Raw genomic sequence first — 21,957 nt, 5'->3', positions numbered from 1 at the left:
TTCGCAAGCAACGATTCATCACGCTGCCTTCAACACTCTCGCTCAACAGATCTAAAATGAAAACAGTTGCGTTTGGCGAGTAGAATTTATCGAGACTGTCTACGGAAATCTTCAGGGACTCAAATCGAGCCAGCTTAAGCAGTTGCAGCGTTTGTATCATCAGCGCTTGCCGGGCGATCGCATCACCACCTCCGAATTTGCCCAACGGTTGGCTGCCATCAGTACCGAAATTAGTCAGCCTGTCTGTGCCTACATCAATCGACGCGGGCAGGTGATCAGAGTGGGAGTTGGAACGCCACGTCAGACTCAGATCCCGCCGATTGAACTACCGCGCTATGGAGCCGAGCGGCTGAGTGGAATTCGCTGTGTCGCCACTCAATTGAAATATGATCCCCCCGGAGAATCGGCTCTGACAGCGATGGCGATGCAGCGATTGGATGCGCTGGTGGCGATCACGATGACGGGCGGCGGGTTTGAGCGGCGAGGCGGTGGGGCAACTGGATACGTGAAAGGCGCTTATCTGGCGCATCTCGTGCCTCATCCCGAAGTCAACTGGACAGTTTCGCAACCAATGAGTTTGGACGCGATCGCCGATCAAGATTTGCTTGCTCTGGTCGAAGGGCTGGAGTCAGAATTTCGGCGTGAATACACGGCCCAGCAGGTCGATCGTGATCATGATCAAGTTCTGGTTGTCGGTTTGCAGACTGAGAATATGTCAACCTTGAGCTTTCGAGACGGGCTGGCTGAGTTGGGGCGACTGGTCGAAACCGCAGGCGGCGATGTCTTGCAAACCATCAAGCAAAAGCGTCCTCGTCCCCATCCGCAAACTGTAATCGGGGAAGGCAAAATTCAGGAAATTGCGCTGGCTGCCCAAACGATCGGAGCCAATCTCGTCGTTTTCAACCGTGACCTTTCTCCGGCTCAAGTTCGCAATTTAGAAAATCAGATTGGCGTTCGCGTCGTCGATCGTACAGAAGTCATTCTGGATATCTTTGCACAACGGGCCCGATCAGGTGCCGGGAAACTTCAAGTCGAGTTAGCCCAGCTTGAATATATGCTGCCTCGCTTGACAGGACGCGGACAAGCCATGTCACGACTAGGCGGCGGGATCGGCACCCGTGGGCCAGGGGAAACCAAGTTAGAAACCGAACGACGAGCCATTCAGCGACGGATTGCCCGACTTCAGCAAGAAGTAACTCAACTGCAAGCTCATCGATCGAGGATGCGCCAGCGCAGACAGCATCAAGAAGTGCCCTCGATCGCCGTCGTTGGTTACACCAATGCTGGAAAATCGACGTTACTGAATGCGCTCACCAATGCGGAAGTCTACACGGCTGACCAGTTGTTTGCGACGCTCGACCCGACGACGCGCCGTTTGACGGTGACAGATTCGGTCACGCATGAGTCGATGGCGATGTTGCTGACGGATACGGTGGGCTTTATTCATGAGTTACCACCTTCGCTGGTTGATGCCTTTCGAGCGACGCTAGAGGAAGTGACGGAAGCTGATGCGCTATTGCATGTGGTCGATTTGTCTCATCCTGCGTGGCAGAGTCAGATCCGATCGGTGATGAAAATCTTGTCAGAAATGCCAATTTCACCCGGCCCCGTCCTGGTAGCGTTCAACAAAATCGATCGAGTGGACAGCGACACCCTTTCTCTCGCTCAAGAGGAGTTTCCGCAAGCCACTTTTATTTCGGCCAGCGATCGTCTAGGGTTAGAAACTCTGAGACAGCGACTCATGCAGCTAGTTCGCTACGCAGTGACTTCAGGCTGATTCAAGAAGGGATGGAGACAGACTCAATTCTTTTTTCATCCCTCATCCCTCATCCCTCATCCCTCATCCCTCATCCTTCCACTCTTTCAATCCTTGCAAAACCGAATCTGTGGGTGCCGTCCAACCGACAATGCCACCTTGAGCACGAACCATTTCAAGCGTCGATTGTTTGAATTCTGGAAAATAGCTTTCGGTCGCATCTTCGACTAAAAGGCACTCGTAGCCGCGATCGTTGGCCTCACGCATGGTCGATTGTACACAGACTTCAGTCGTTACTCCGGTGATCAAAAGATGCGTAATGTTTTGCGCTTGCAACTGAGATTCTAGCGGAGTATTGTAGAAAGCGCCTTTGCCCGGTTTGGGGATCAAAATTTCACCCGGCAGCGGAGCCAACTCAGGAATGATGGCGTTGCCGGGTTCGCCCAAGACGAGAATGCGCCCCATCGGGCCAACATCGCCGATAGTCAAGTTTCCTTTGCCCCGTTTGAGTTTTGACTCAGGACAATCAGACAGATCCATCTGGTGCCCCTCAAGCGTGTGAAAAATAGGGATTCCCAAGGCCCGACAGCCCTCAAGCAGGCGTTTGAGCGTAGGAACGATCGCTTGAAGTCGGCTCACGTCGTTTCCCAGAATGTCTCCAAATCCGCCTAACTCCATAAAGTCACGCTGCATGTCAATGAGAATCAGCGCCAAGTTGCCGTCTGTGGGCAATAAGTAGTCGTAAGGTTGAGCAGCAATGTAGGGCATAAGAGTAAATGATAAACACAGGCTTCAGTTTGCCCATTATTGAGCATTCAGATCAAAACTCACAGCACCCAACGTTTAGGCAACTTTAGTGACCTGCCATACTGCGACCGATCGAGGCAAAATCAGCCGTATCCGTCTGGCTTTCATACGCAAATTTGCCCTCACTAATCACGACGATGCGATCGGATAGTTTTAGCAACTCATCTAAATCTTCGCTGACCAAAAGCACGGCCACCCCTCGGTTTCGGGCTTCCAAAATCTCGCCGTGAATATAATCAACTGCCGAGAAGTCAAGACCAAAACACGGATTAGCGGCGATCAATAGTTTGATGTGGTCTTCAGACAATTCGCGGGCCAAAACGGTGCGCTGGACATTACCCCCAGACAGGTTGCCGACGGGCGTTTCAGGCGAGGGCGTTTTGATATTAAAGGTGCCAATCAATTTCTGAGCCGTTTCTCGAATTGCCTGAAAGATCAGCATCCACCCTTTGGCTTGAGGGTGGCGATCGAACGTCCGAAAGGCCAGATTTTCAGCAACGCTCATGTGGGCAACGCAGGCATTCTTCAACGGTTCTTCGGGCAGCACAAAGACGCGATGCTGATACATTTCTTTGCGAGTGGCGCGATAGACTTGACCGTTGACGAGAATTTGCCCCCCCGTCGCCGGACGCTGCCCTGCCAGCACTTCGACCAGTTCTCGCTGACCGTTGCCAGAGATGCCCGCAATTCCTACAATTTCGCCACTGTTGACGGTGAGATCAACGCCACACACGCCTTCGATCCCATTGTCTTTGTTGGCGCGAATCTCCTGAATTTCTAGTACAGGAGCCGCATCAGGATGGACAGTTTTCTCGACTTTTTGAGGCGATCGCTTTTCGCCCATCATCATTTCTGACATATCGGCGATCGTCAGATCTTTGACGCTGCCCTGACCCGCCAGTTTGCCCTTTCTCAAAACAGTAATTTCGTCAACAAAGGCGGTCACTTCTCGAAATTTGTGGCTGATCAGCAAGACGCTCAAATGTCCCGCGGTGACTTCTTGACGAATCAGACCCAACACTTCATCCGCTTCTGCTGGGGTCAAAACCGAGGTCGGCTCATCGAGGATCAGAATTCGACTCTTGAGATAAAGCTGTTTGAGAATTTCTAATTTTTGCTTTTGTCCGGCAGCGAGTTGAGCGACCAGCGCATCTAACGGCACCTTGAAGGGGGCTTGGGACATGAAAGCGTTAAGTTCTTCGTATTCCGCCTTCCAGTTGATCAGGTTGGGACTTTCGTAGCGAGAGAGAACCAGATTTTCGGCAACCGTCATCGCCGGAACAGAAGTGAAATGCTGATACACCATGCCGATCCCGTATTTTTGGGCATCACGGGGGCTGGCGATCGTTCTCGCTTCTCCCCCAACTCTCACCTCACCGTCCGTCGGTGTATAGAAGCCCATCACACATTTGACCAGCGTACTTTTTCCGGCTCCGTTTTCTCCTAAGAGAGCGTGAAAGGTGCCCGATCGCAGCGTCATCGACACGTTATCTAGCGCGGTCATCGTGCCAAACCGTTTGGTCATGTTGACCACTTCTAGCTGAGGCGGCAAATTGAGTTCTTTGGCTTCGGTGGCTTCTACAGCAGTATTCATAAGGGGTTACATAGAGCGGGGACGAAGATCTTTTTGGGCTGTGAATGCGACAGAGTAGACGAAAGACGAGAAGGCTGATTTGATGCGAGGAACTGTTTTGGTGGATGTGACTTGGTGGATGGAAATGGAGAGGGACGATCAATGAATTTTGGCGATTCACGTATCATCCCTAACGTTTGAGCAGGCTTACGTGATTGTCCCCAAAGATCCGGGTGCCCCGGTCAGCGTCTTCTTGGGTGAGCAAGTCACAATCATGATCAGCAACGTCAAGATATAAGGCGAAGCGTTGAACAAATAATAGCCACCCTCAATACCAACCGCTTGCAGGGCAGGGCCAAGAGACTGCGCTCCCCCAAACAGCATCGATGCCCACAGACACTGAATCGGATTCCATCGGGCAAAAATCACCAGCGCAACGGCCATCAGCCCCTGACCGCTCGAAATTCGCTCTGACCAGCTACCTGGATAATAGAGCGACAGATAAGCGCCCCCAATTCCCGCCAAAAAGCTTCCGGCAATAATGCAGAGCATCCGCACTTTTTTAACCGAAATGCCCATCGCTAAAGCTGCATCGGGGCTGTCTCCAACGGCTCGAATAAATAGCCCCCAGCGCGTCGATTTAAAAAACCACGCCATCAGGGGAGCAATCAAAATGCCAATCACAAATAACGGATTCACCCTCAACGCAGCCTCTACTTGAGAAATACCGCTCCACCAGCCCAGCGAGAAGGACGGAAGCTGAGGAGCGGGCGGCTGAATAAAAGGCTTGCCCAAAAAGAAGGCCACCCCACTGCCAAAGATGATCATGGCAATACCGACAGCGACATCGTTGACTTTGGGCTGTTGAGAAAGCCAAGCGTGAATGAATCCCAACAGCATTCCGGCAAAGCCTGCGACCAAGACACCCAGCCAGGGAGCGATCGCCGCCCCCACTGTTTTTTCACTCAGATAAGACACGCCGTAAGCGCTCATCGCCCCCATCAGCAGCGTCCCTTCTAAACCCAGATTAATTTTGCCGCTTTTTTCGGTCAGACATTCGCCCAAACTGACAAATAAGAAGGGCGCACTGCCGCGCAAAATCCCCGCCACAATGCCTAACGGAACACCCCACCAGCCGATCGCTTCTGTTGCCATTTCGTACTCCTAATGTTTTCTAAACGGTTGCAGAGGATGCGGGAGCAATCGGATCAGCCGCACGCTCCTTAAAGACGGCAAACCGCCCGTACAATGATTCGCTGTATAGGACAACGAGAAACACTAACCCTTGAAAAACATACACCGTGGCATCGGGTAGATTTAACTGACGCTGAAGAATGCTACCACTAGCGAGAATACCTCCGAGCAAAACGGCGACAACGCTGGCAGCGATCGGATTATATCGAGCGATGAACGCGACTAAAATTCCGGCATACCCATAGTTGGCATTCAGCGATTCGTTAGCGCGACCATGAACAGCCGCCACCTCGACCATGCCTGCCAGACCTGCACAAGAGCCTGCCAAAAAGCAGATGGCGACGGTGAGTTTGCCGACGGGCAAGCCTGCAATTCGAGCCGCTTTGACGTTTCCGCCAGCAGTGCGGGCCGCAAATCCAAAAGTAGTACGCTGAATCAAAACGTAAGCGATCACACAGGCAATAATTCCATACAGCAAGCCGTAGTGAATGCGCGTATCGGGCAGCGTCCCCAGTTTGTCAATGTCTGGAATCGGGTAGCTCGACGGCTTGTTAAGCGAACTTGGATCGCGCATCGGGCCAGCCACCAGATGATTAAGCAGGGCGATCGCAATATAGTTCATCAACAGACTGCTAATGGTTTCATTCACCGCTCGATAGTGACGCAGGGCACCCACCGCCGCAATCCACAAGCCTCCTGCCAGCATTCCGGCCAGCGCCATGACGGTTTGGACGACGATCGCTGGAGCCGAATTAGCCACAGACAGCCCTGCCGCGATCGCACCAATTCCACCCATGACCAGCGCCCCCTCGTTGCCAATAATCATCAGCCCCAATCGAGCCGGAAGCGCCGTACACAGCGAAGTCAACATCAACGGAGCCGCCCGAATCAACGTATTCTGAAAGGCGAACCAGCTCCCAAACGCCGCTTTGTAGATAGCTGCATACACAGCAAACGGATTTGCCCCCGCCGCCGCGCAAAACAACCCAAACAACACCAGAGAAAAGAGTAAAGCACCGATGGGAATGGCGATCGCTTCAGCAGTCCTGCGCCATTGAGAGTTTGTCAACATAAGGTTTAACTTGCACTTTTAGCTTGCACTACCAATGACACCTGCTGCCAGCCAGTTCACTTTGTCGAGAGCGGGGTCGGTGATTTTGTAGGCTGTGCCTGAAGGAATTTTCACCTGTCCGGCGTTGTCAGCGATCGCGCCTTTATAAATTGAGAGATCTCCACTGGAGATTTTGGCGATCGTATCGTCTGCGTCTTTTTTGGCAGCGTCAGCAACGGCCGACCCATAGGGCGCGAGTTTGACGAATTTTTCTTTGAGACTGCCGCGAATCAGATGGGGAATGCCGCCATTCATCAAGGTTTTGCCTGATTTGATCAGTTCGGCGTAGCTGGTGTAGACGCTTGTCCAATCCCAGGCGGTGCCCGTGAGATAAGACTGAGGAGCGAGCGAAGCCTGAACGGTATGGAAGCCAGAGGTAAAAATTCCGCGTTTTTGGGCGGTTTCGATCACGACTTTGGGACTGTCTACGTGCATCCCGACGACATCGATTCCCTGGTCAGCGAGTGAGTTGGTAGCTTCGGCTTCTTTGACGGGTAGCGCCCAATCTCCTGTAAAAATCACCTTCATTGTGATGTCTGGCTTGACGCTGCGTGCGCCCAACATAAAGCCGTTAATATTTCTGAGCACTGGGTTAATCGGCTTGGCGGCAACAAATCCGAGCTTGCCTGTTTTGGAGGTTTGGGCGGCAATTCGACCCGCTACATATTGCGCTTCATCCACGTCGCCAAAGTAGCTGCCAATGTTGTTGGGTAGTCCTTCTTTCCAAAGTGCGCCACAGTGAAAAAACTGCACATTGGGATAGTCTGCGGCCAGCTTGAGAATATGGGGATCAAAATAGCCAAAGGAAGTTGGAAACAGCACCGTTGCGCCATCTTGCTCGATCATGTTTCGCATGGCTTCTTGCACTTCGGTCGTCTCTGGAACGTTTGCCTGCTCAACAGTTTTTACGCCTGCAATTTTCGAGACTCCTTCTTTGCCTTCTGCGTGAGCCTGATTCCAACCAAAATCGTCCTTTGCGCCGACGTAGAGAAAGCCCATCACAAGCGGCTTGTCAGAAGCGGGACTGGCTCCTGGACTGGTTGGTGTCGAAGCGGTAGGAGTCTGGCTAGAACAGCCTGTCCACAAACGAGATGAAAGCCCAAAGGCAGCAGTGCCCAGCAGTCCGCGAATCACCTGGCGACGGGGGAGGTAAAGCGATCGTCTACTCACAATTTGACTCCTCAAAACAGAAGCGATGGCAGTGTCTAAATAGTGCCGAATAGTGCCGAAACATTATGCAGTCACTGGTCAAATTAGACTATTGGAAAAACTACGATCGAGAAGTAATCGATGTAACAATTTAACAATTCTGAGAACTGCGTCAAGTATATTCAGCAGTTTGTGATCTCCTGGATACGGCTTCTGTAAATCTTACGCCTTATTTGCTTGAATCATGCCGAAATTCTGGTTGTTTTTTTTGATGAGCTTTGTCCTTCTGCGGCTGATCTTCTGGGTTGGAGTGTTTCCAAACCCCGATGAGGCTTACTATTGGCTTTGGGGAAGGCATCCAGCTTTATCTTATTATGATCATCCGCCGTTAAATGCGTGGATTCAAGGCAGTTTTACAGCGCTTTTAGGACGGTCTACTTTTGTGTTGCGGTTGCCAAATTTATTCAGTAATGCTGTTCTTTTTTATACTTACTACCGCATTGTTAATTATCTTTATCGTCAGAACACCTGGCATTACGTTTTGTTAACTTTGATGTTGATTTTGGCATCTCCTTTGTATTTTCTATTTTTATCTTTGGCGTGGCATGACCACTGGTTAATCACATTCTCGCTCGTCTCAATGTATCTGTTCGTGATGTTTCTCGATGGCTATGTCGATCGCCAACCCCAAACCTGGAGCCTCTATGGAGCCGCGATCGCGCTGGGATGCGCCATTTTGTGTAAATACAATGCTGTTTTTGTGGCATTTGGATTCATCGCAACGCTGATTGTTGATCGTCGAGTCCGTTCTTTGTGGCGAGATCGTCGGTTGTATGTTGCAGGCGTGCTCGTATCACTTTCGAGTATTCCAATTCTGATTTGGAACGTTTCTAATCAGTTTCAGTCGCTTCAGTATTATGTCGATCGTAGCGTTCAGTCCAGTGATTTTAGTCTTAAGATTGGCCCATTCCTCGCGTTTGTGATTGCTTCGTTTTTTGTGGTGTCTCCTTTTTACTGGAAAGCGTTTTATCGAAGTTTAAAATCTCCGTCTCCTCTAATGCGTGAGGATTCGCTTTATCCGGTAGTTGCGTTCTGGGTGTTTGCCGTTTCGTCTGTTTTATTAACCGTTCTTTCTCTGATTTCTGCTGCGCTCTATTATTGGAACATCACTGCTTATTTGATGCTGTTTCCACTGTTGCCGCCGCTCTTTGCCTCTCGAACATCCTTTCTGGCTATACAGCTTTACGGACTGTTGTTTGCAGCCTTGTTGACGATTCACTACGGACTGCTGCCGCTATCAGCTTTGGTGAGTCGAGATGCTGATCCGGATTCACGAATGCTATATGGCTGGAATGAAGTCGCAACCGCTGTGAGAACGCAAGCTGCAACACTAGAAGGAACGCCATTACTCATCACAACCGACTATCGATCGGCTTCCGCACTCGCCTTTCGACTCAATTCCACAAACGTAATTGCTCTCTCCGATCGCGTGGATCAGTTCGATTTTTGGGGTATCCCTGGTCACTCGTCAACCCAGGAAAATGCAGTAATTTTGTCGGATGATTGGTTTCCTGTGATGCCAAAGCTAATGGCTCAGTTCGATCGTGTATCAGAGCCAGAAACAGTCTCTATTAAGCGGTTTGGTGTTTGGGTTAAGAATTACTATGTACAAAAGGGCTATCGATTTAAGGGTAGCCATTTGTCCACGGTGAGCAAAAAGTAATGGATTGCATTCAGATCAGTGAGATTCGGGCGTATGGCTACACAGGGGCGCTTCCCGAAGAGCAGGTTTTGGGACAGTGGTTTGAAGTTAACTTAACGCTCTGGTTCGATTTGTCACTCTCTGGTCAGAGCGATCGTCTTCAAGACACGCTCGATTATTGTGATGTAATTGAGGGCGTTCAGCAAATTATCAGAGCGTCTCGGTTTACGCTCCTAGAACGGATGGCGACTGTAATTGCCGAATTGGTTTTGGGGTTCGATCGCATCGATCAGGTGCGCGTCAATCTAGTCAAACTTGCGGCTCCGATTCCTGATTTTGGCGGCAAGATTGCGATCGACATCACGCGGAAAAAGTAGCGTAGTCATCAAAAAACCCCGATGGATGAACTCATCTCAACGGGGCAAAGACGCAGTTAGGAGGTATCTTTTCATTTACGTTAATCAAAGAAATTAAAGAGTGTCTTTCTCTTAACAAGTTCTTAAGACACAAGTTCTTAAGACACAAGTTCTCAAGACGTGCAGCACTTATTCAACCCGATGCCAACTTGTGGGCAACGCGAGTCGTCTCAGGCAAACGATACTTGGGAGTACAGCCCATCACATAAGCGATCGCAGTCTCCAAACTGATCCGATGTCCCGATGAAATAAACAAAGGAAGAGTGCCCGGACGAGTCCGCAAAACTGCGCCAATGCGATCGCCTTTATCCAGAAGTGGTTGCCACGCCCCCCGCTCATCGGGAACCTCTGCAAACTTGCCCACGAGTCGAGACTTTGCGACTCCGATCGTCGGTAACCCCGTCAACACTCCCAAATGACAGGCAATCCCAAACCGTCGAGGATGGGCGATTCCCTGACCGTCACACAGCAGCAAATCCGGCACAATCTGAATTTTTTCTAACGCATCCAGCACCGCAGGCACTTCTCGAAACGACAGAAACCCCGGAATATAAGGAAACGCTGTCGGACGGCGAGCGATCGCCTGATCACACACCTGCAATTCTGGATAACTCAAAACCGCCACCGCCGCACGAGTCACCGCCCCCTCTTCTTCAAATCCCACATCCACCCCCGCCACAAACCGCACCGCCCCAAATCGGTCGATCGTCACCACCTCCCCCCGCAACCGTTGCTGAATCACGATCGCCTCCTCCGCCGTCAGCACCCACTCATGTCCATGCTCAATCTTCATCCCTCATCCCTCATCCCTCATCCCTCATCCCTCATCTCTCCCCGCGCAGCGGAACAAAGTTCTCCCTCGCCCTCATTCCCTCATATCGCCATACAATAAGCTTGTCTACCATCTCTGGTCGCAATGCTAGGACGATTGCTCAGTTCGCGCTATCGGATTGTCAGAATCCTGGGGTCTGGCGGGTTTGGTCATGCTTATGTGACAGAAGACACCCAGCGTCCAGGCAACCCTCTCTGTGTGTTAAAGCATCTGAGTTTTGCCAGCCAAGATCCGGCGATCGTCAGACAAGCCAGACGAATGTTTTTGGCGGAAGCCGAAACGCTCGAAAAGCTAGGACGACATGAGCAGATTCCCCAACTGCTGGCGTATTTTGAGGAAGACGAAGAATTTTACCTGGTTCAAGAATTCATTGAAGGGCACCCGCTCAGTGAGGAACTGACGCTAGGATTCCAGTTTTCTGAAACTCAGGTCATTGAGTTGCTAGAAGAAGTGCTGGAAATATTGGAGTTTGTTCATGCTCATGGCGTGATTCATCGTGACCTGAAGCCAGATAATTTAATTCGGCGGGCAAGCGATCGCAAGATCTTTCTCATCGATTTCGGCGCGGTCAAAAATATTGCTCAGTCCGTGGTGGACGATTCTAGAACCACCCAGATGAGTATGCCTGTCTATACGTCGGGCTATGGGGCGAGTGAGCAATGTTTAGGTAAACCGCGATTTAGTAGCGACATTTATGCCCTGGGCGTGATTGGCATTCAGGCGCTGACCGGGGCGCGACCGTCTCAACTGCCCCAAGACCCCAATACGTGTGAATTGATCTGGCGCGATCGTGTTGAAGTCCGAGATGAGTTGGCGATCGTGCTGGAGAAGATGACCAAATTTCACTTTAACCAGCGTTATGCATCGGCGACTGAGGCTTTAGAAGCGCTTCAAGCCCTCAAGCAAGCCCCTACTCACACTCAACTTCCCCTGTCTAAATTTGATGCCGTTCGCCGCTCCCCCATACGGCCACAAAGCCAGTCGCAAAGCCAACGGCTGAGGTCAAATTGGAGACTACCGCTCACGATCGCCGCTGGAATTGGAGCCACCGCCGCCGTCACTCTAGCAACCTGGACAGGTGTCCGAAATTTTGTGCCCCCGACTGCCTCTCCGATCGCCCGTCCCGGCTCTGATCAAATCAGCTTTGGCGAAAGAGTCTTGGCTCCTGGAATCACCGCTCCCCTTAAGCAAGAAGCAGCCGAACAACTCACCGCAGGAAAGTTGCCCCTGGCTGCCACCCTGCTTGAGAAAGCTCGTCGCATGAATCGATTTGACCCGGAAGCGCTGATTTACCTCAATAACATTCGCATTGGGGAGAAGAAATCTTATACGATCGGCGTGGCCGTCCCCCTCAGCACTCAGCCCTCGACCTCGGCGGAAGTGTTGCGTGGTGTGGCCCAGGCCCAAACCCAGGTGAACCAATCTGGCGGAATTAATGGGGTTCAGTTGAAAGTGGCGATCGCCACCGACGACAGCCAACCCGAACTTGCCAAAGAAGTCGCCGCCTCGTTTGCAGCCGATTCCAACCTTTTAGGAGTCGTTGGCCACGGGACAAGCGACACCACGTTAGCTGCCGCCAAGATTTACGAATCAGAGGAATTAGTCGCGATTTCGCCGATCAGTTCTGCTGTACAGCTATCGGGGTTCAGTCCCTACATGTTTCGGACGATGCCGAGCGATCAAGCGCCTGCCAAAAAACTCACCGAGTATATGGTGACGCAGCTTAAAAAGCGCAAAGCAGCCGTGTTTTACAATTCAGGCAGCACTTACAGCAAGTCGCTCAAAGATGCTTTTAAGGATGCGCTCTACTACAGCGGCAAAGGGCAGGTGATTGAGGAAGTCGATTTGAGCAAACCAGATTTTAACCCCGTAGACAGCGTTGAAGACGTGATCAAAAAGGGGGCTGAGGTGATGATGCTGGCACCCAATCAAGAGTTTTTTGAACGAACGCTGCTCGTCGTCGATGCCAATCAAAATCGGTTGCCTCTTTTAGCGGGAGATGCTTTTTACTTACCCAAAACGCTGCAAGTGGGCGGAAAAGCTGTCTCAGGCATGACGCTTGCCGTTCCTGCGTATCAGGCAGACATCGATCGCTCTCCCTTTCAAAAGCAAGCAAAAACGCTGTGGGGCGATCGTGTCAACTGGCGTACTGTTCTTTCCTACGATGCAACCCAGGCACTGATTGGCGCAATGCAGCAGTCTCCCACCCGCAGCGGCATTCGTCGAGTGTTGGCTGACCCCAAGTTTTCTGTAATGGGCGCACTTCACCCCGTCAGCTTTTCACCCAAAGGCGATCGCCCGACTGAACTGGCAATTGTCAAAGTAATGCCAATGCGATCGGGCAAAAAGTTCGAGTTCAAGTCTGTCTCCACCTCAACTGCAAGATGAGAGGTTAGTTTAATAGCCCTGGGTTAGAAAGGTTGGAGATAACCCTTCTTGGGAAAGGACTGTCAGAGACCTTATTCACCAGCGCTTTAGTTACGGAGTTGCAGGAGCTGTCACCGAAGGAACTGCTTGAGTCGAAGGAGCGATCGGCTGTTGGCGGAGTAACTTTTGCTGTTGTGCACGAAACTGGGCGGCTGCATCATCCAGGTTTTGTTGTTGTTGCGCTCGAAAATCGCCTTGATTGGTGCCGCTCGTGATCCGTTGGATCAAGTCAAACACGCCAGTCGTCGCCCCAGTACTGTCACTGCGATTGTTAAAAAGATTGGAAAGCGCATCACTCGACTGTGTATCTTTGAATGGGTCGATCGTTGTCGTAGCAGGAGCCGTTTGAGCAAAGGTAGGGTGAGCAATTGCCACGATCCCCAAGCTCATGAGACCGACGATCGTAAGTTTGGTTTTCATGTTGAGATTTACCGAAGGGATACTACTGCTAATTCTACTCAAAACGCAATTGTCTAGATATTTCTCTCGCAAATTCGATCAGATTGTTACCCAAAAACTCCTCACCCTTCACAAAGCAAGGAGTCGGATGTATCAAGCAATCTAAGCCAAACTCCGACGCAGCAAGGGCTGAATCAACAGAAACGCAATCACGTTGAAGCCCAGCAAAATCAGCAGAGAAGTGCCTAGGGTAACGGCTCCCCAGGGTGCCTGCATGATCACACTTCCCAAACTCCAGTCGCTGTGGAGATAGAGGTAGCGAATTGGCTCGATCGCATAGCTCAACGGATTCAGCGTCGCCACCACCTGTAACCACTTGGGCATAAACGACAGGGGCACCAGCGCAGTACTGGCAAATAGCAACGGCAAGTTTGTCACAAAAATCACGGCGATTAGCTCAATATGCCCTGGTAGCGCAAAGGCCAGCCCCAAGCTCAAAGCCGTCACCGCCAATACCAACATCAGCACAATCAACGCGACAAGCGCCAGCCCCAAAGCATTGGGTAAACCTGCCCCTAAGAACGCACTCATCGCCACGATCGCCCCCGTCTGAATCAAACTCAGCGTCGTAATAAAGATAGCGGATGCCATGACGATCGAGAATCTGGAAGCCAACGGAGCCACCAACAGCCGATTCAAAAAGCCAAACTCGCGGTCAAACATCACAGGTAGACCAGCATTTAAGGCACCTGCAAACGCGGTGAAGACAATCACTCCAGCGCCGAGAAACTGTCCGTAACTGGTGCTTTCCCCAAACAACCCTTGCGGCGCATTTTGAAACAGTGCGCCAAACAAAACCAGCCACATCAAAGGTTGAATAATACCAGCCGCCAGAGTAGAAGGACGACGCTGAAGTTGGATAAATAGGCGACGAGTCAAAGCGGTGGTTTCTTGAATAAAGTCACCCAGAGCGCTCTGCTGATTGGGAGCGATCGTGCCTTGATCTTTCAGAAACTCTGAGTTGGGTGGAGTAATGGTGCGACTCATAAGGCAAATAGGGTTTAAGTTTTGAATTTTGAAGCTTCAGCTTGATCAAATGGCTTGACCTAAAGCTAAAAACGCTTACCGCATGTTTTGTTTCTTTTCAGCTTTGGGGTCACGACTCCCGGCGGCGGCTAGTTCAGCATCCAGTAGGGTGCGACCTGTGGCGCTCAAGTACACGTCATCAAGACTGGGACGCGCCTGAGAAATGCCAAACGTCGGGAATCCGGCTTGCTGAAGGCTCTGCTGAATGGTCATTAGCGCTTCGCTCTGAGGCTCGACCACCAGATTGAGAGAATTTCCTTGAGCACTGTTGATGATCACTTGCTGAACGAGCGGCAGCGATTCCAACAAGATTTTGGCTTGCTCGGCTTCCTCGATCGGTGAAAATTCTCGAATCCGCAACGTTACTCGATCGCCGCCCACTCGATCTTTGAGTTCAGAAGGGGTGCCGGATGCGATGACGATACCGCGATCGATAATGGCAACGCGATCGGCCAGAGCGTCCACTTCCTCTAGATAATGGCTGGTGATCAAAACTGTGGTGCCTTGATCCCGTAACTGCCGCAAAAAATTCCACACGGCGACTCGGCCCTCAATGTCCAAGCCGACGGTCGGTTCGTCTAAAACCAGCACATCCGGTTTGTGAAGCAGTCCTGCGGCCAAGTCTAGCCGTTTCTGGAGGCCACCCGAATACGTACCCGACTTTTTGTTTGCCCATTCGTCTAAGCCCAACAGAGTCAGCATTTCAGGAATGCGCTGCTGAATGGCGGCACGAGGCAGATGATAGAGCGCGGCTTGCAGTTCCAACAGTTCGCGTCCGGTCAGCATCTTGTCGAGAGCGACTTCTTGTGCCACATAACCGAGACGCTGCCGAGCCGATCGCGGATTGTCAATGACCGAAACGCCAGAGACTTCAATTCTTCCAGCATCGGGATCAGCGAGTGTACAAAGGCAGCGCAGCGTCGTCGTTTTTCCGGCTCCGTTGGGGCCCAATAGCCCAAAAATTTCACCCGGCTCGACCTGTAGAGAAACGTCTTTGACCGCCTCAGTCGAGCCGTAACGCTTTTGGAGCTTTTCGATAAGAACAGCAGGAGACATTTGGACTCCTCCCAAATTGATACAAATCTTAAGAATGCCTGACTTCTATTGTAGAGATTCTGGGGACACCTTAGCGAGAATGCAGGATTTCTTTTTAGTTTGAAAATTTCTAAAACAGGTGAGTAACAGCCGAAAGATCAAAATTTACCTTCTAGCCGTTACTCACAAAAGCTTCTAAGCCCAAGGCAGTGTAGACACCAGTGCTTGAAGGTTAGCTCCGATCGCTTCCACAATCTGGTGAGTCACAGGCAAACTGTCTACAGCCATCCCTGCACAAAGCAGCATCAGGTACAAAATCGAGTACTTGAACACCGATCGCGCCACCATCAAATCAGACGGTGCTTGAATCAGTTCCAACGCTTTTTTGACGAAGAAGCCACCCAGCAGAAGGGCGATCGCAGCATAGACCACACCCATCACATGTAGCGGATACACGAGCAGCAAGGTGATAGGAATTAAGGCCAACGTGTAATAGAGAATCTGACGGCTTGTGACTTCATTCCCATCGACGACGGGCAACATCGGCACACCAACTTTGGCGTAATCTTCGCGAATCATAATCGCCAACGCCCAAAAGTGAGGCGGAGTCCAAAAAAAGACGATTGCAAATAGCACCCAGGCCGCCCAGCTTAAGTCACCTGTAACAGCTGCCCAGCCAACTAAAGGAGGAATCGCCCCCGCCGCACCTCCAATCACAATATTCTGTGTACTGTGACGCTTGAGCCAGTGAGTATAAACGGCAACATACACAAAAATGCCAGACATCGCGAGACAGGCACTTAGCAAATTCGCGAATACAGTGAGTAATGTAAACGAAGCCACCGCCAGCACGATCGCAAAAATCAGCGCATCTCTAGGACTAATCCGACCTGACGGCAACGGACGATCGCGGGTACGCTCCATGATGTAGTCGATATCGCGATCGTACAGACAATTAATTGTGTTTGCCGAGGCTGAGGCGAAAGTGCCGCTCAACAACGTCACAATCAGCAAAATGGGGTCAACCTGCCCCTCAGCCGCAATCCACATGCCACCCGCCGTAGTGATCAGCAGCAGCAAAATGATCCGAGGTTTGGTCAGTTGACAATAGCTTTGGATAACTTGAAGGAAATCTCGATTACGGCGAGAAATGCCATTGATCGTCGTGTTTTGCATTCTCTTGAATCTGGTAGGGAGTAGGGAAAGAGAGGGATGAAGGATGAAAAAGTGGCTTCAGTAGATTGGTGTTGACATCTGGCGATGCTGACATTCAATCATCCTTTCTGAAGGGCGACTGTCTGCTTTATCCTTCTTGAGTCTTGATAAGAAAAACCTGTGCGTCTCGGAAGGCGAGAACGGTGAAGGCGACTAAGGTTCCCAGTAGAGAAGCTCCGATCGCTTGATGCGCGATAGTCAGCGGTTCGACTTGAAGGTGTAGACGAAATGTGGCAACGCCCAGCGTAATCTGTAGCAGCAAAAAGAAACCTGCCAGATTAGCCAACTGACGCAGCGCAGGGTGAAGGGCAGGAGTGCGCCAGGAAAGAACAATTAACGTCAAGGTTGCGATCGTTGCTGGAACGACACCCACAATATGACTATTCATCACGGTGCAAAGCTGATTGGTTCCAAAGCATTGGTGTAGCGCCCATTGAGACGAAACCAATCCCCCCAAAATACTTTGTAGATAAACCAAAACGACCGCAGTTGCACCGATCCATCTAAGCTTGCCGACGTTTCCAGTGCCATGATAGGACGAGAGCGCTGTCCCGATCGCCAGCAGCGTACTAAAAAACAGGAGTCCCGTTCCCAAATGGGCAGTGACAATATCAAACCGCAGCAGTTCCGTTACAGTTAACCCCCCTAAAATCCCTTGAAAGACCACTAGGAAGAGGGCAAAACTAGCTGCCCAGGGTGTCCAGGAAGGAAGGGCGCGGCGAAACCACCAAACGATCGCAGTCAGCGCAATGGCCGCAAACCCGATCGTCGTTGCAACCAACCGATGAAACCATTCTAGAAAAACCTGGAGATTCATCTGCTGACGAGGAACAAACTCTCCATAACAAAGGGGCCAATCTGGACAAGACAGACCCGCATTCATCACCCGTGTTGCGCTACCTACGGCCATTAAAAAGAGGGTGGCGATCGCAAGTCCAATGACCAGGCGCGCTACCCAAGTTTTCACACTTACCGGAGTGGCCGAGAGAGAAGATCGATGTAGTACAGAATTGGACATAAGTTGCTTTTGTATCCCTGGGGCAGTAAAGGAAATAAAACTTCATCAAAAGCGGAGCCGTCGCTCTAGTTTCTACTTTAATGAGGTAATCTCAAATCACGCGAAGCTTTTGTATTTTTTCCAATTACAAAGACTTTAGAACCAGGCTGCTGTCTCCTTTGTAGCCCGATCCCAAAGAAAACCTTAAAGATAAGCAGTTTTGGCCCCTAGTCCCCAAAAGGCTGCTTTACCTTGTAGATGGACTGCACCAGTTTTGGACTTTAGCCGTTGAAGATCTCGTGTCACATCTATCCTAAGAGCCTGATATTGAATCGTTTCAAACCTTAAAATCCAAAATCTACACAGTTATTACCAGTTTCTTTTTGAGATCGCTTGTTACGATCGACAGTAACTTTCCAGTTGTTTAGGTAGAGATTTGACGAACTGTGAACATTCCTAGTCAGATTGTGACCCTGCTGGCTGGTATCGCTCTGACCCTGGTCAGCCTCTGGTACGGTCAGAATCACGACCTTCTTCCAATTGCCGCCACCGCCACCGCCTCTTTGGTGGACAACCTGTTCAACACTATGATGGTGATTGGCACAGGCATCTTTTTGTTAGTCAACGGTATCTTGATCTATTCAGTATTCAATTTTGGGCGCAAGCCTGGAGATGAAACAGACGGGCCGCCCGTTCATGGCAATATTCCTTTAGAAATTGTCTGGACAGCAATCCCCGCGGTAATTGTGCTAGGTCTTTCGATCTACAGTTTTGATGTCTATCAGGCTGAAGGTGGGCAAGACCCGATGGATCACTCCGTCGCTCACCACGGCAAAAATCATAGTCAAATGGCCAAAATGTCGGGGGCTGCGATCGCCGCTCCTCTGATAGCAGACGCGACAGATGCGGTCACCGAATCCTTACCTCCCAAACGGGATGCACCCACCCTGGGAACCGTGACTCCCAAAATCGGCGACACCAGCAAGCCACCCGAATTTGTGGTCAACGCCGCAGGAATGCAATACGCCTGGTTGTTTACCTACCCCAACACGGAGGTCGTAGCGGCTGAGTTACACGTCCCGATCGATCGTGAGGTCGTCGTCAACATCTCCGCCAATGATGTGATTCACGCCTTTTGGGTGCCAGAGTTTCGTCTCAAGCAAGATGCGGTGCCCGGACGACAAACCGAAGTTCGATTCATGGCAAACAGATTGGGCGAATACCCCCTCATCTGTGCAGAACTGTGTGGAGCTTACCACGGTGCTATGAAGACTAAAGTTGTCGTAGAATCACAGGCTGACTTTGACACCTGGCTACAATCTCAAATCGCCAGTGCCGAAGTGGGACTTGATACCGCGCTTGCTACCAAAACTGCTGACCTGACTGAACCCGAATATCTGGCTCCCTACGCAAAACAAGTAGGGATCACTTCAGAGATGCTTCAGCAACTCAAGCCTGACAACTTTGTTCATGACCATTCAATGAGCTAAGGGTAGTGGGTTGTGAGCCGTTCTCCAACCGCGAATTGTTCATAACCCATGACTCACGACAACTCACGGATTTTTCTTATGACCCAAGCCGCTCAGTTTCAAGAACAAGCCAATCTTCCGGCCCAGGGTTTGGAGCCAGAAAAAAACGATTGGCGCAAGTACTTTGGTTTCAGCACTGACCACAAAGTGATCGGGATTCAATACCTGGTCACCACGTTTATTTTTTATTTGGTGGGTGGCGTTCTGGCGACGATGGTGCGGACAGAATTGGCAACACCCGCCTCTGATTTTGTCAGCCCTGAAGTTTACAACAGTTTATTCACTGTCCATGCGACGGTGATGATCTTTTTGTGGATTGTGCCTGCGGCGACGGGTGGATTTGGCAATTACCTGATCCCCCTGATGATCGGAGCGCGAGACATGGCGTTTCCTAAGCTGAACGCGATCGCTTTCTGGATCATTCCCCCGGCAGGGATTCTCCTGATGTCCAGCTTTTTGGTTGGTGCCCCTGGCGCAGGTTGGACTTCATATCCTCCGCTCAGTTTGATTAGCGGCAAAGCAGGCGAGATGATCTGGATTCTCAGCGTCCTGATGTTGGGAACGTCTTCGATTTTGGCGGCGGTGAATTTCATTGTCACCATCTTCAAAATGCGAGTTCCGGGCATGGGGTTAAATCAGATGCCTCTGTTTTGCTGGTCAATGCTGGCTACATCATTTTTGGCGCTGATTGCGACTCCCGTATTGGCAGGGGCGCTGATTTTGCTCTCGTTTGATTTGATAGTCGGCACCAACTTCTTTAATCCCACAGGAGGCGGAGACCCGATCGTCTATCAGCACATGTTCTGGTTTTACTCCCATCCAGCGGTCTACATTATGATCTTGCCTGTGTTTGGGATGATTTCAGAAATCGTGTCCGTGCATTCGCGCAAGCCGATCTTTGGGTATAAAGCGATCGCTTACTCTAGCATTGCCATTTGTGGTCTGGGGCTGATTGTCTGGGCGCACCACATGTTTACTAGCGGCACGCCTCCCTGGTTGCGGATGTTCTTTATGATCACGTCGATGATCATTGCCGTTCCGACTGGGATTAAGGTGTTTAGCTGGTTGGCGACGATCTGGGGTGGTAAGTTGCGATTAGAGAGTCCGTTGTTTTTTGCAATGGGATTCATTTCTCTGTTTGTGATCGGCGGTATTAGTGGAGTCATGGTCGCGTCTGTTCCCTGGGACATTCACGTTCATGACACTTACTTTATTGTTGCTCACCTGCATTATGTGTTGTTCGGCGGCAGTGTGTTTGGGTTGTATGGAGCCTTTTATCACTGGTTCCCCAAGATGACGGGCAAGATGCTCGACGAAACCTGGGGCAGAATTCACTTTGTCCTCAGCTATGTAGGCTTTAATCTGGCCTTCATGCCCATGCACAAATTGGGAATCGAAGGGATGAATCGTCGGATTGCCGAATATGACCCCAAGTTTGCAGCGTTGAATTTGCTGTGTACGATCGGTGCCTATCTTTTAGCGATCTCGACGCTGCCCTTCCTCATCAACGTCTGCTGGAGCTGGCTGCGCGGCAAACCTGCGGGCAGTAATCCCTGGGGTGGACTGACATTGGAATGGATGACCACTTCCCCACCTCCCGTTGAAAACTTTGACGCTGACCCCGTGTTGGCGACGGGCCCCTACGACTATGGAATGGGCAGTCGTGCTACGCAGGTCGATGTTCCCCTGTCTGATCCTCACAATCCGACGCTTTCGGCTGGGCCTGGCTCTACGCTGCGAGCAAAACCTGACCCGGCGGTGGCGGTGAGTCCGAGCGATCGTCAAGGTGAAAGCCACAACCGATAACTAAATCCAAGCTTTGAGGTTTGAGTTAAGAAATCGGGTCATCATCTCAGCGAGCCTGCAAATTTTGGATCAGTCGCTGCCTTTAATCACCTGATGCCCTAATTCAAACTTCAAAGCATCTCCTTGTCCCCTACTTCTTCCAGATTCATGACAGGCTCAACCCTCGATTCTGCAAAGACTTCTCTCAACTACAACCACGCCGAAGAACACGTTGCCGCCCACGCGGAACATCACGACTTTCGGCTTCTCGGCGTAATTGTTTTTCTGGTTGCTGAAGGCATGATCTTTTTGGGTCTATTTATGGCCTACATCACCTTTCGGGCTGTTACGCCCGTCTGGCCGCCCGAAGGAACGCCTAAACTTGAGTTATTACTCCCTGGAATCAATACGGTGATTTTGGTGGCGAGTAGTTTTATTATTCATAATGCAGACACCGCGATCAAAAAGAACGACACAAAAGGTCTGCGGCTCTGGTTTGGCATCACGGCTGCGATGGGTGCTGTGTTTTTGGCAGGTCAGCTTTATGAGTACTTTCATTTAGAATTTGGTCTGACCAGCAATCTGTTTGCCAGTACTTTTTATGTGCTGACTGGCTTTCACGGACTACATGTGCTGTTTGGATTGCTGTTGATTTTGGGCGTGTTGTGGCGATCGCTCAAGTCAAATCATTACAGCAGTGAGTCTCACTTTGGAGTCGAAGCGGCCGAGGTCTACTGGCACTTTGTCGATATTGTTTGGGTGATTTTGTTTTTGATGCTCTATATTCTTTGAGCAATTTATCACCGTTTGTCAGCCGGCCTCCAAGAGATTGGGGGCTTAATTTTGTTTAAGCAAATAAGTCATAGTCAAACCGGGACTGTATATTACAAAGGCTCATCGCAACGATGAGAAATGCTGACCGGGTACAGAGTGGAGACATTAAA

The 21,957-nt window shown here is 50.8% G+C and carries 18 protein-coding genes; 7 read left to right on the top strand and 11 right to left on the bottom strand.

Features of this window, described 5'->3' with window-relative positions:
• Positions 1-142 precede the first annotated feature (142 nt).
• The gene (hflX, locus tag ACKFKH_RS21685) at positions 143-1,777 is read left to right on the top strand and encodes a GTPase HflX (protein WP_446860435.1); all 1,635 of its coding nucleotides are present in this window, start codon (positions 143-145) and stop codon (positions 1,775-1,777) included.
• A gap of 63 nt (positions 1,778-1,840) precedes the next feature.
• On the opposite strand, the gene ACKFKH_RS21680 is transcribed toward hflX, so the two are convergent.
• The 5 genes from ACKFKH_RS21680 to ACKFKH_RS21660 form a co-directional block, all read right to left on the bottom strand.
• Positions 1,841-2,524 (bottom strand): cysteine hydrolase family protein, encoded by a 684-nt coding sequence (locus ACKFKH_RS21680; protein WP_446860434.1) that lies wholly within the window; start codon positions 2,522-2,524, stop codon positions 1,841-1,843.
• Positions 2,525-2,609: 85 nt separating this feature from the next.
• Positions 2,610-4,157: an ABC transporter ATP-binding protein gene (locus ACKFKH_RS21675; RefSeq protein ID WP_446860433.1), complete on the bottom strand. Its 1,548-nt coding sequence runs from the start codon at positions 4,155-4,157 to the stop codon at positions 2,610-2,612.
• Between the two features lie 186 nt (positions 4,158-4,343).
• The gene (locus ACKFKH_RS21670; RefSeq protein ID WP_446860432.1) at positions 4,344-5,291 is read right to left on the bottom strand and encodes an ABC transporter permease; all 948 of its coding nucleotides are present in this window, start codon (positions 5,289-5,291) and stop codon (positions 4,344-4,346) included.
• 19 nt (positions 5,292-5,310) lie between these two features.
• Positions 5,311-6,402, bottom strand: coding sequence for an ABC transporter permease (locus ACKFKH_RS21665; RefSeq protein ID WP_446860431.1), 1,092 nt, complete (start codon positions 6,400-6,402; stop codon positions 5,311-5,313).
• Positions 6,403-6,420: 18 nt separating this feature from the next.
• Entirely contained in the window at positions 6,421-7,611 is a 1,191-nt protein-coding gene (locus ACKFKH_RS21660) for a BMP family ABC transporter substrate-binding protein (protein WP_446860430.1), read from the bottom strand.
• Between the two features lie 250 nt (positions 7,612-7,861).
• Between ACKFKH_RS21660 and ACKFKH_RS21655 the strand changes: the two genes are divergently transcribed.
• The gene (locus tag ACKFKH_RS21655) at positions 7,862-9,313 is read left to right on the top strand and encodes an ArnT family glycosyltransferase (protein WP_446860429.1); all 1,452 of its coding nucleotides are present in this window, start codon (positions 7,862-7,864) and stop codon (positions 9,311-9,313) included.
• On the top strand, positions 9,313-9,669 hold the full coding sequence (gene folB / locus ACKFKH_RS21650) for a dihydroneopterin aldolase (protein ID WP_446860428.1): 357 nt from the start codon (positions 9,313-9,315) through the stop codon (positions 9,667-9,669). The genes ACKFKH_RS21655 and folB overlap by 1 nt, the downstream gene beginning before the upstream one ends.
• A 172-nt stretch (positions 9,670-9,841) precedes the next feature.
• Here folB and nfi read toward each other — a convergent pair whose 3' ends face one another.
• Positions 9,842-10,501 (bottom strand): deoxyribonuclease V, encoded by a 660-nt coding sequence (gene nfi / locus ACKFKH_RS21645; protein WP_446860427.1) that lies wholly within the window; start codon positions 10,499-10,501, stop codon positions 9,842-9,844.
• 123 nt (positions 10,502-10,624) lie between these two features.
• Between nfi and ACKFKH_RS21640 the strand changes: the two genes are divergently transcribed.
• Positions 10,625-12,928, top strand: coding sequence for a protein kinase domain-containing protein (locus ACKFKH_RS21640; RefSeq protein WP_446860426.1), 2,304 nt, complete (start codon positions 10,625-10,627; stop codon positions 12,926-12,928).
• Positions 12,929-13,018: 90 nt separating this feature from the next.
• Here ACKFKH_RS21640 and ACKFKH_RS21635 read toward each other — a convergent pair whose 3' ends face one another.
• From ACKFKH_RS21635 to ACKFKH_RS21615, 5 genes are all read right to left on the bottom strand, one after another.
• Positions 13,019-13,387: a hypothetical protein gene (locus ACKFKH_RS21635; RefSeq protein WP_446860425.1), complete on the bottom strand. Its 369-nt coding sequence runs from the start codon at positions 13,385-13,387 to the stop codon at positions 13,019-13,021.
• 141 nt (positions 13,388-13,528) lie between these two features.
• Positions 13,529-14,413, bottom strand: coding sequence for an ABC transporter permease (locus ACKFKH_RS21630; protein WP_446860424.1), 885 nt, complete (start codon positions 14,411-14,413; stop codon positions 13,529-13,531).
• A gap of 75 nt (positions 14,414-14,488) precedes the next feature.
• Complete coding sequence (locus ACKFKH_RS21625; protein ID WP_446860423.1) at positions 14,489-15,508, bottom strand: ATP-binding cassette domain-containing protein; 1,020 nt, start codon at positions 15,506-15,508, stop codon at positions 14,489-14,491.
• A gap of 174 nt (positions 15,509-15,682) precedes the next feature.
• Complete coding sequence (locus ACKFKH_RS21620; RefSeq protein ID WP_446860422.1) at positions 15,683-16,663, bottom strand: heme o synthase; 981 nt, start codon at positions 16,661-16,663, stop codon at positions 15,683-15,685.
• 127 nt (positions 16,664-16,790) lie between these two features.
• Positions 16,791-17,720, bottom strand: coding sequence for a COX15/CtaA family protein (locus tag ACKFKH_RS21615; protein WP_446860421.1), 930 nt, complete (start codon positions 17,718-17,720; stop codon positions 16,791-16,793).
• Positions 17,721-18,145: 425 nt separating this feature from the next.
• Between ACKFKH_RS21615 and ACKFKH_RS21610 the strand changes: the two genes are divergently transcribed.
• The 3 genes from ACKFKH_RS21610 (at position 18,146) to ACKFKH_RS21600 (ending at position 21,805) form a co-directional block, all read left to right on the top strand.
• Positions 18,146-19,189 (top strand): cytochrome c oxidase subunit II, encoded by a 1,044-nt coding sequence (locus ACKFKH_RS21610; protein ID WP_446860420.1) that lies wholly within the window; start codon positions 18,146-18,148, stop codon positions 19,187-19,189.
• A gap of 78 nt (positions 19,190-19,267) precedes the next feature.
• On the top strand, positions 19,268-21,034 hold the full coding sequence (ctaD, locus tag ACKFKH_RS21605) for a cytochrome c oxidase subunit I (RefSeq protein ID WP_446860419.1): 1,767 nt from the start codon (positions 19,268-19,270) through the stop codon (positions 21,032-21,034).
• A 147-nt stretch (positions 21,035-21,181) separates the two neighbouring features.
• Entirely contained in the window at positions 21,182-21,805 is a 624-nt protein-coding gene (locus ACKFKH_RS21600; RefSeq protein ID WP_446860418.1) for a cytochrome c oxidase subunit 3, read from the top strand.
• Positions 21,806-21,957: the final 152 nt, after the last annotated feature.

The sequence above is a fragment of the Phormidesmis sp. 146-20 genome, from assembly GCF_052939475.1.
Note: the sequence above shows the minus strand (reverse complement) of the source record. Positions and strands in the feature narration are given on the sequence as shown.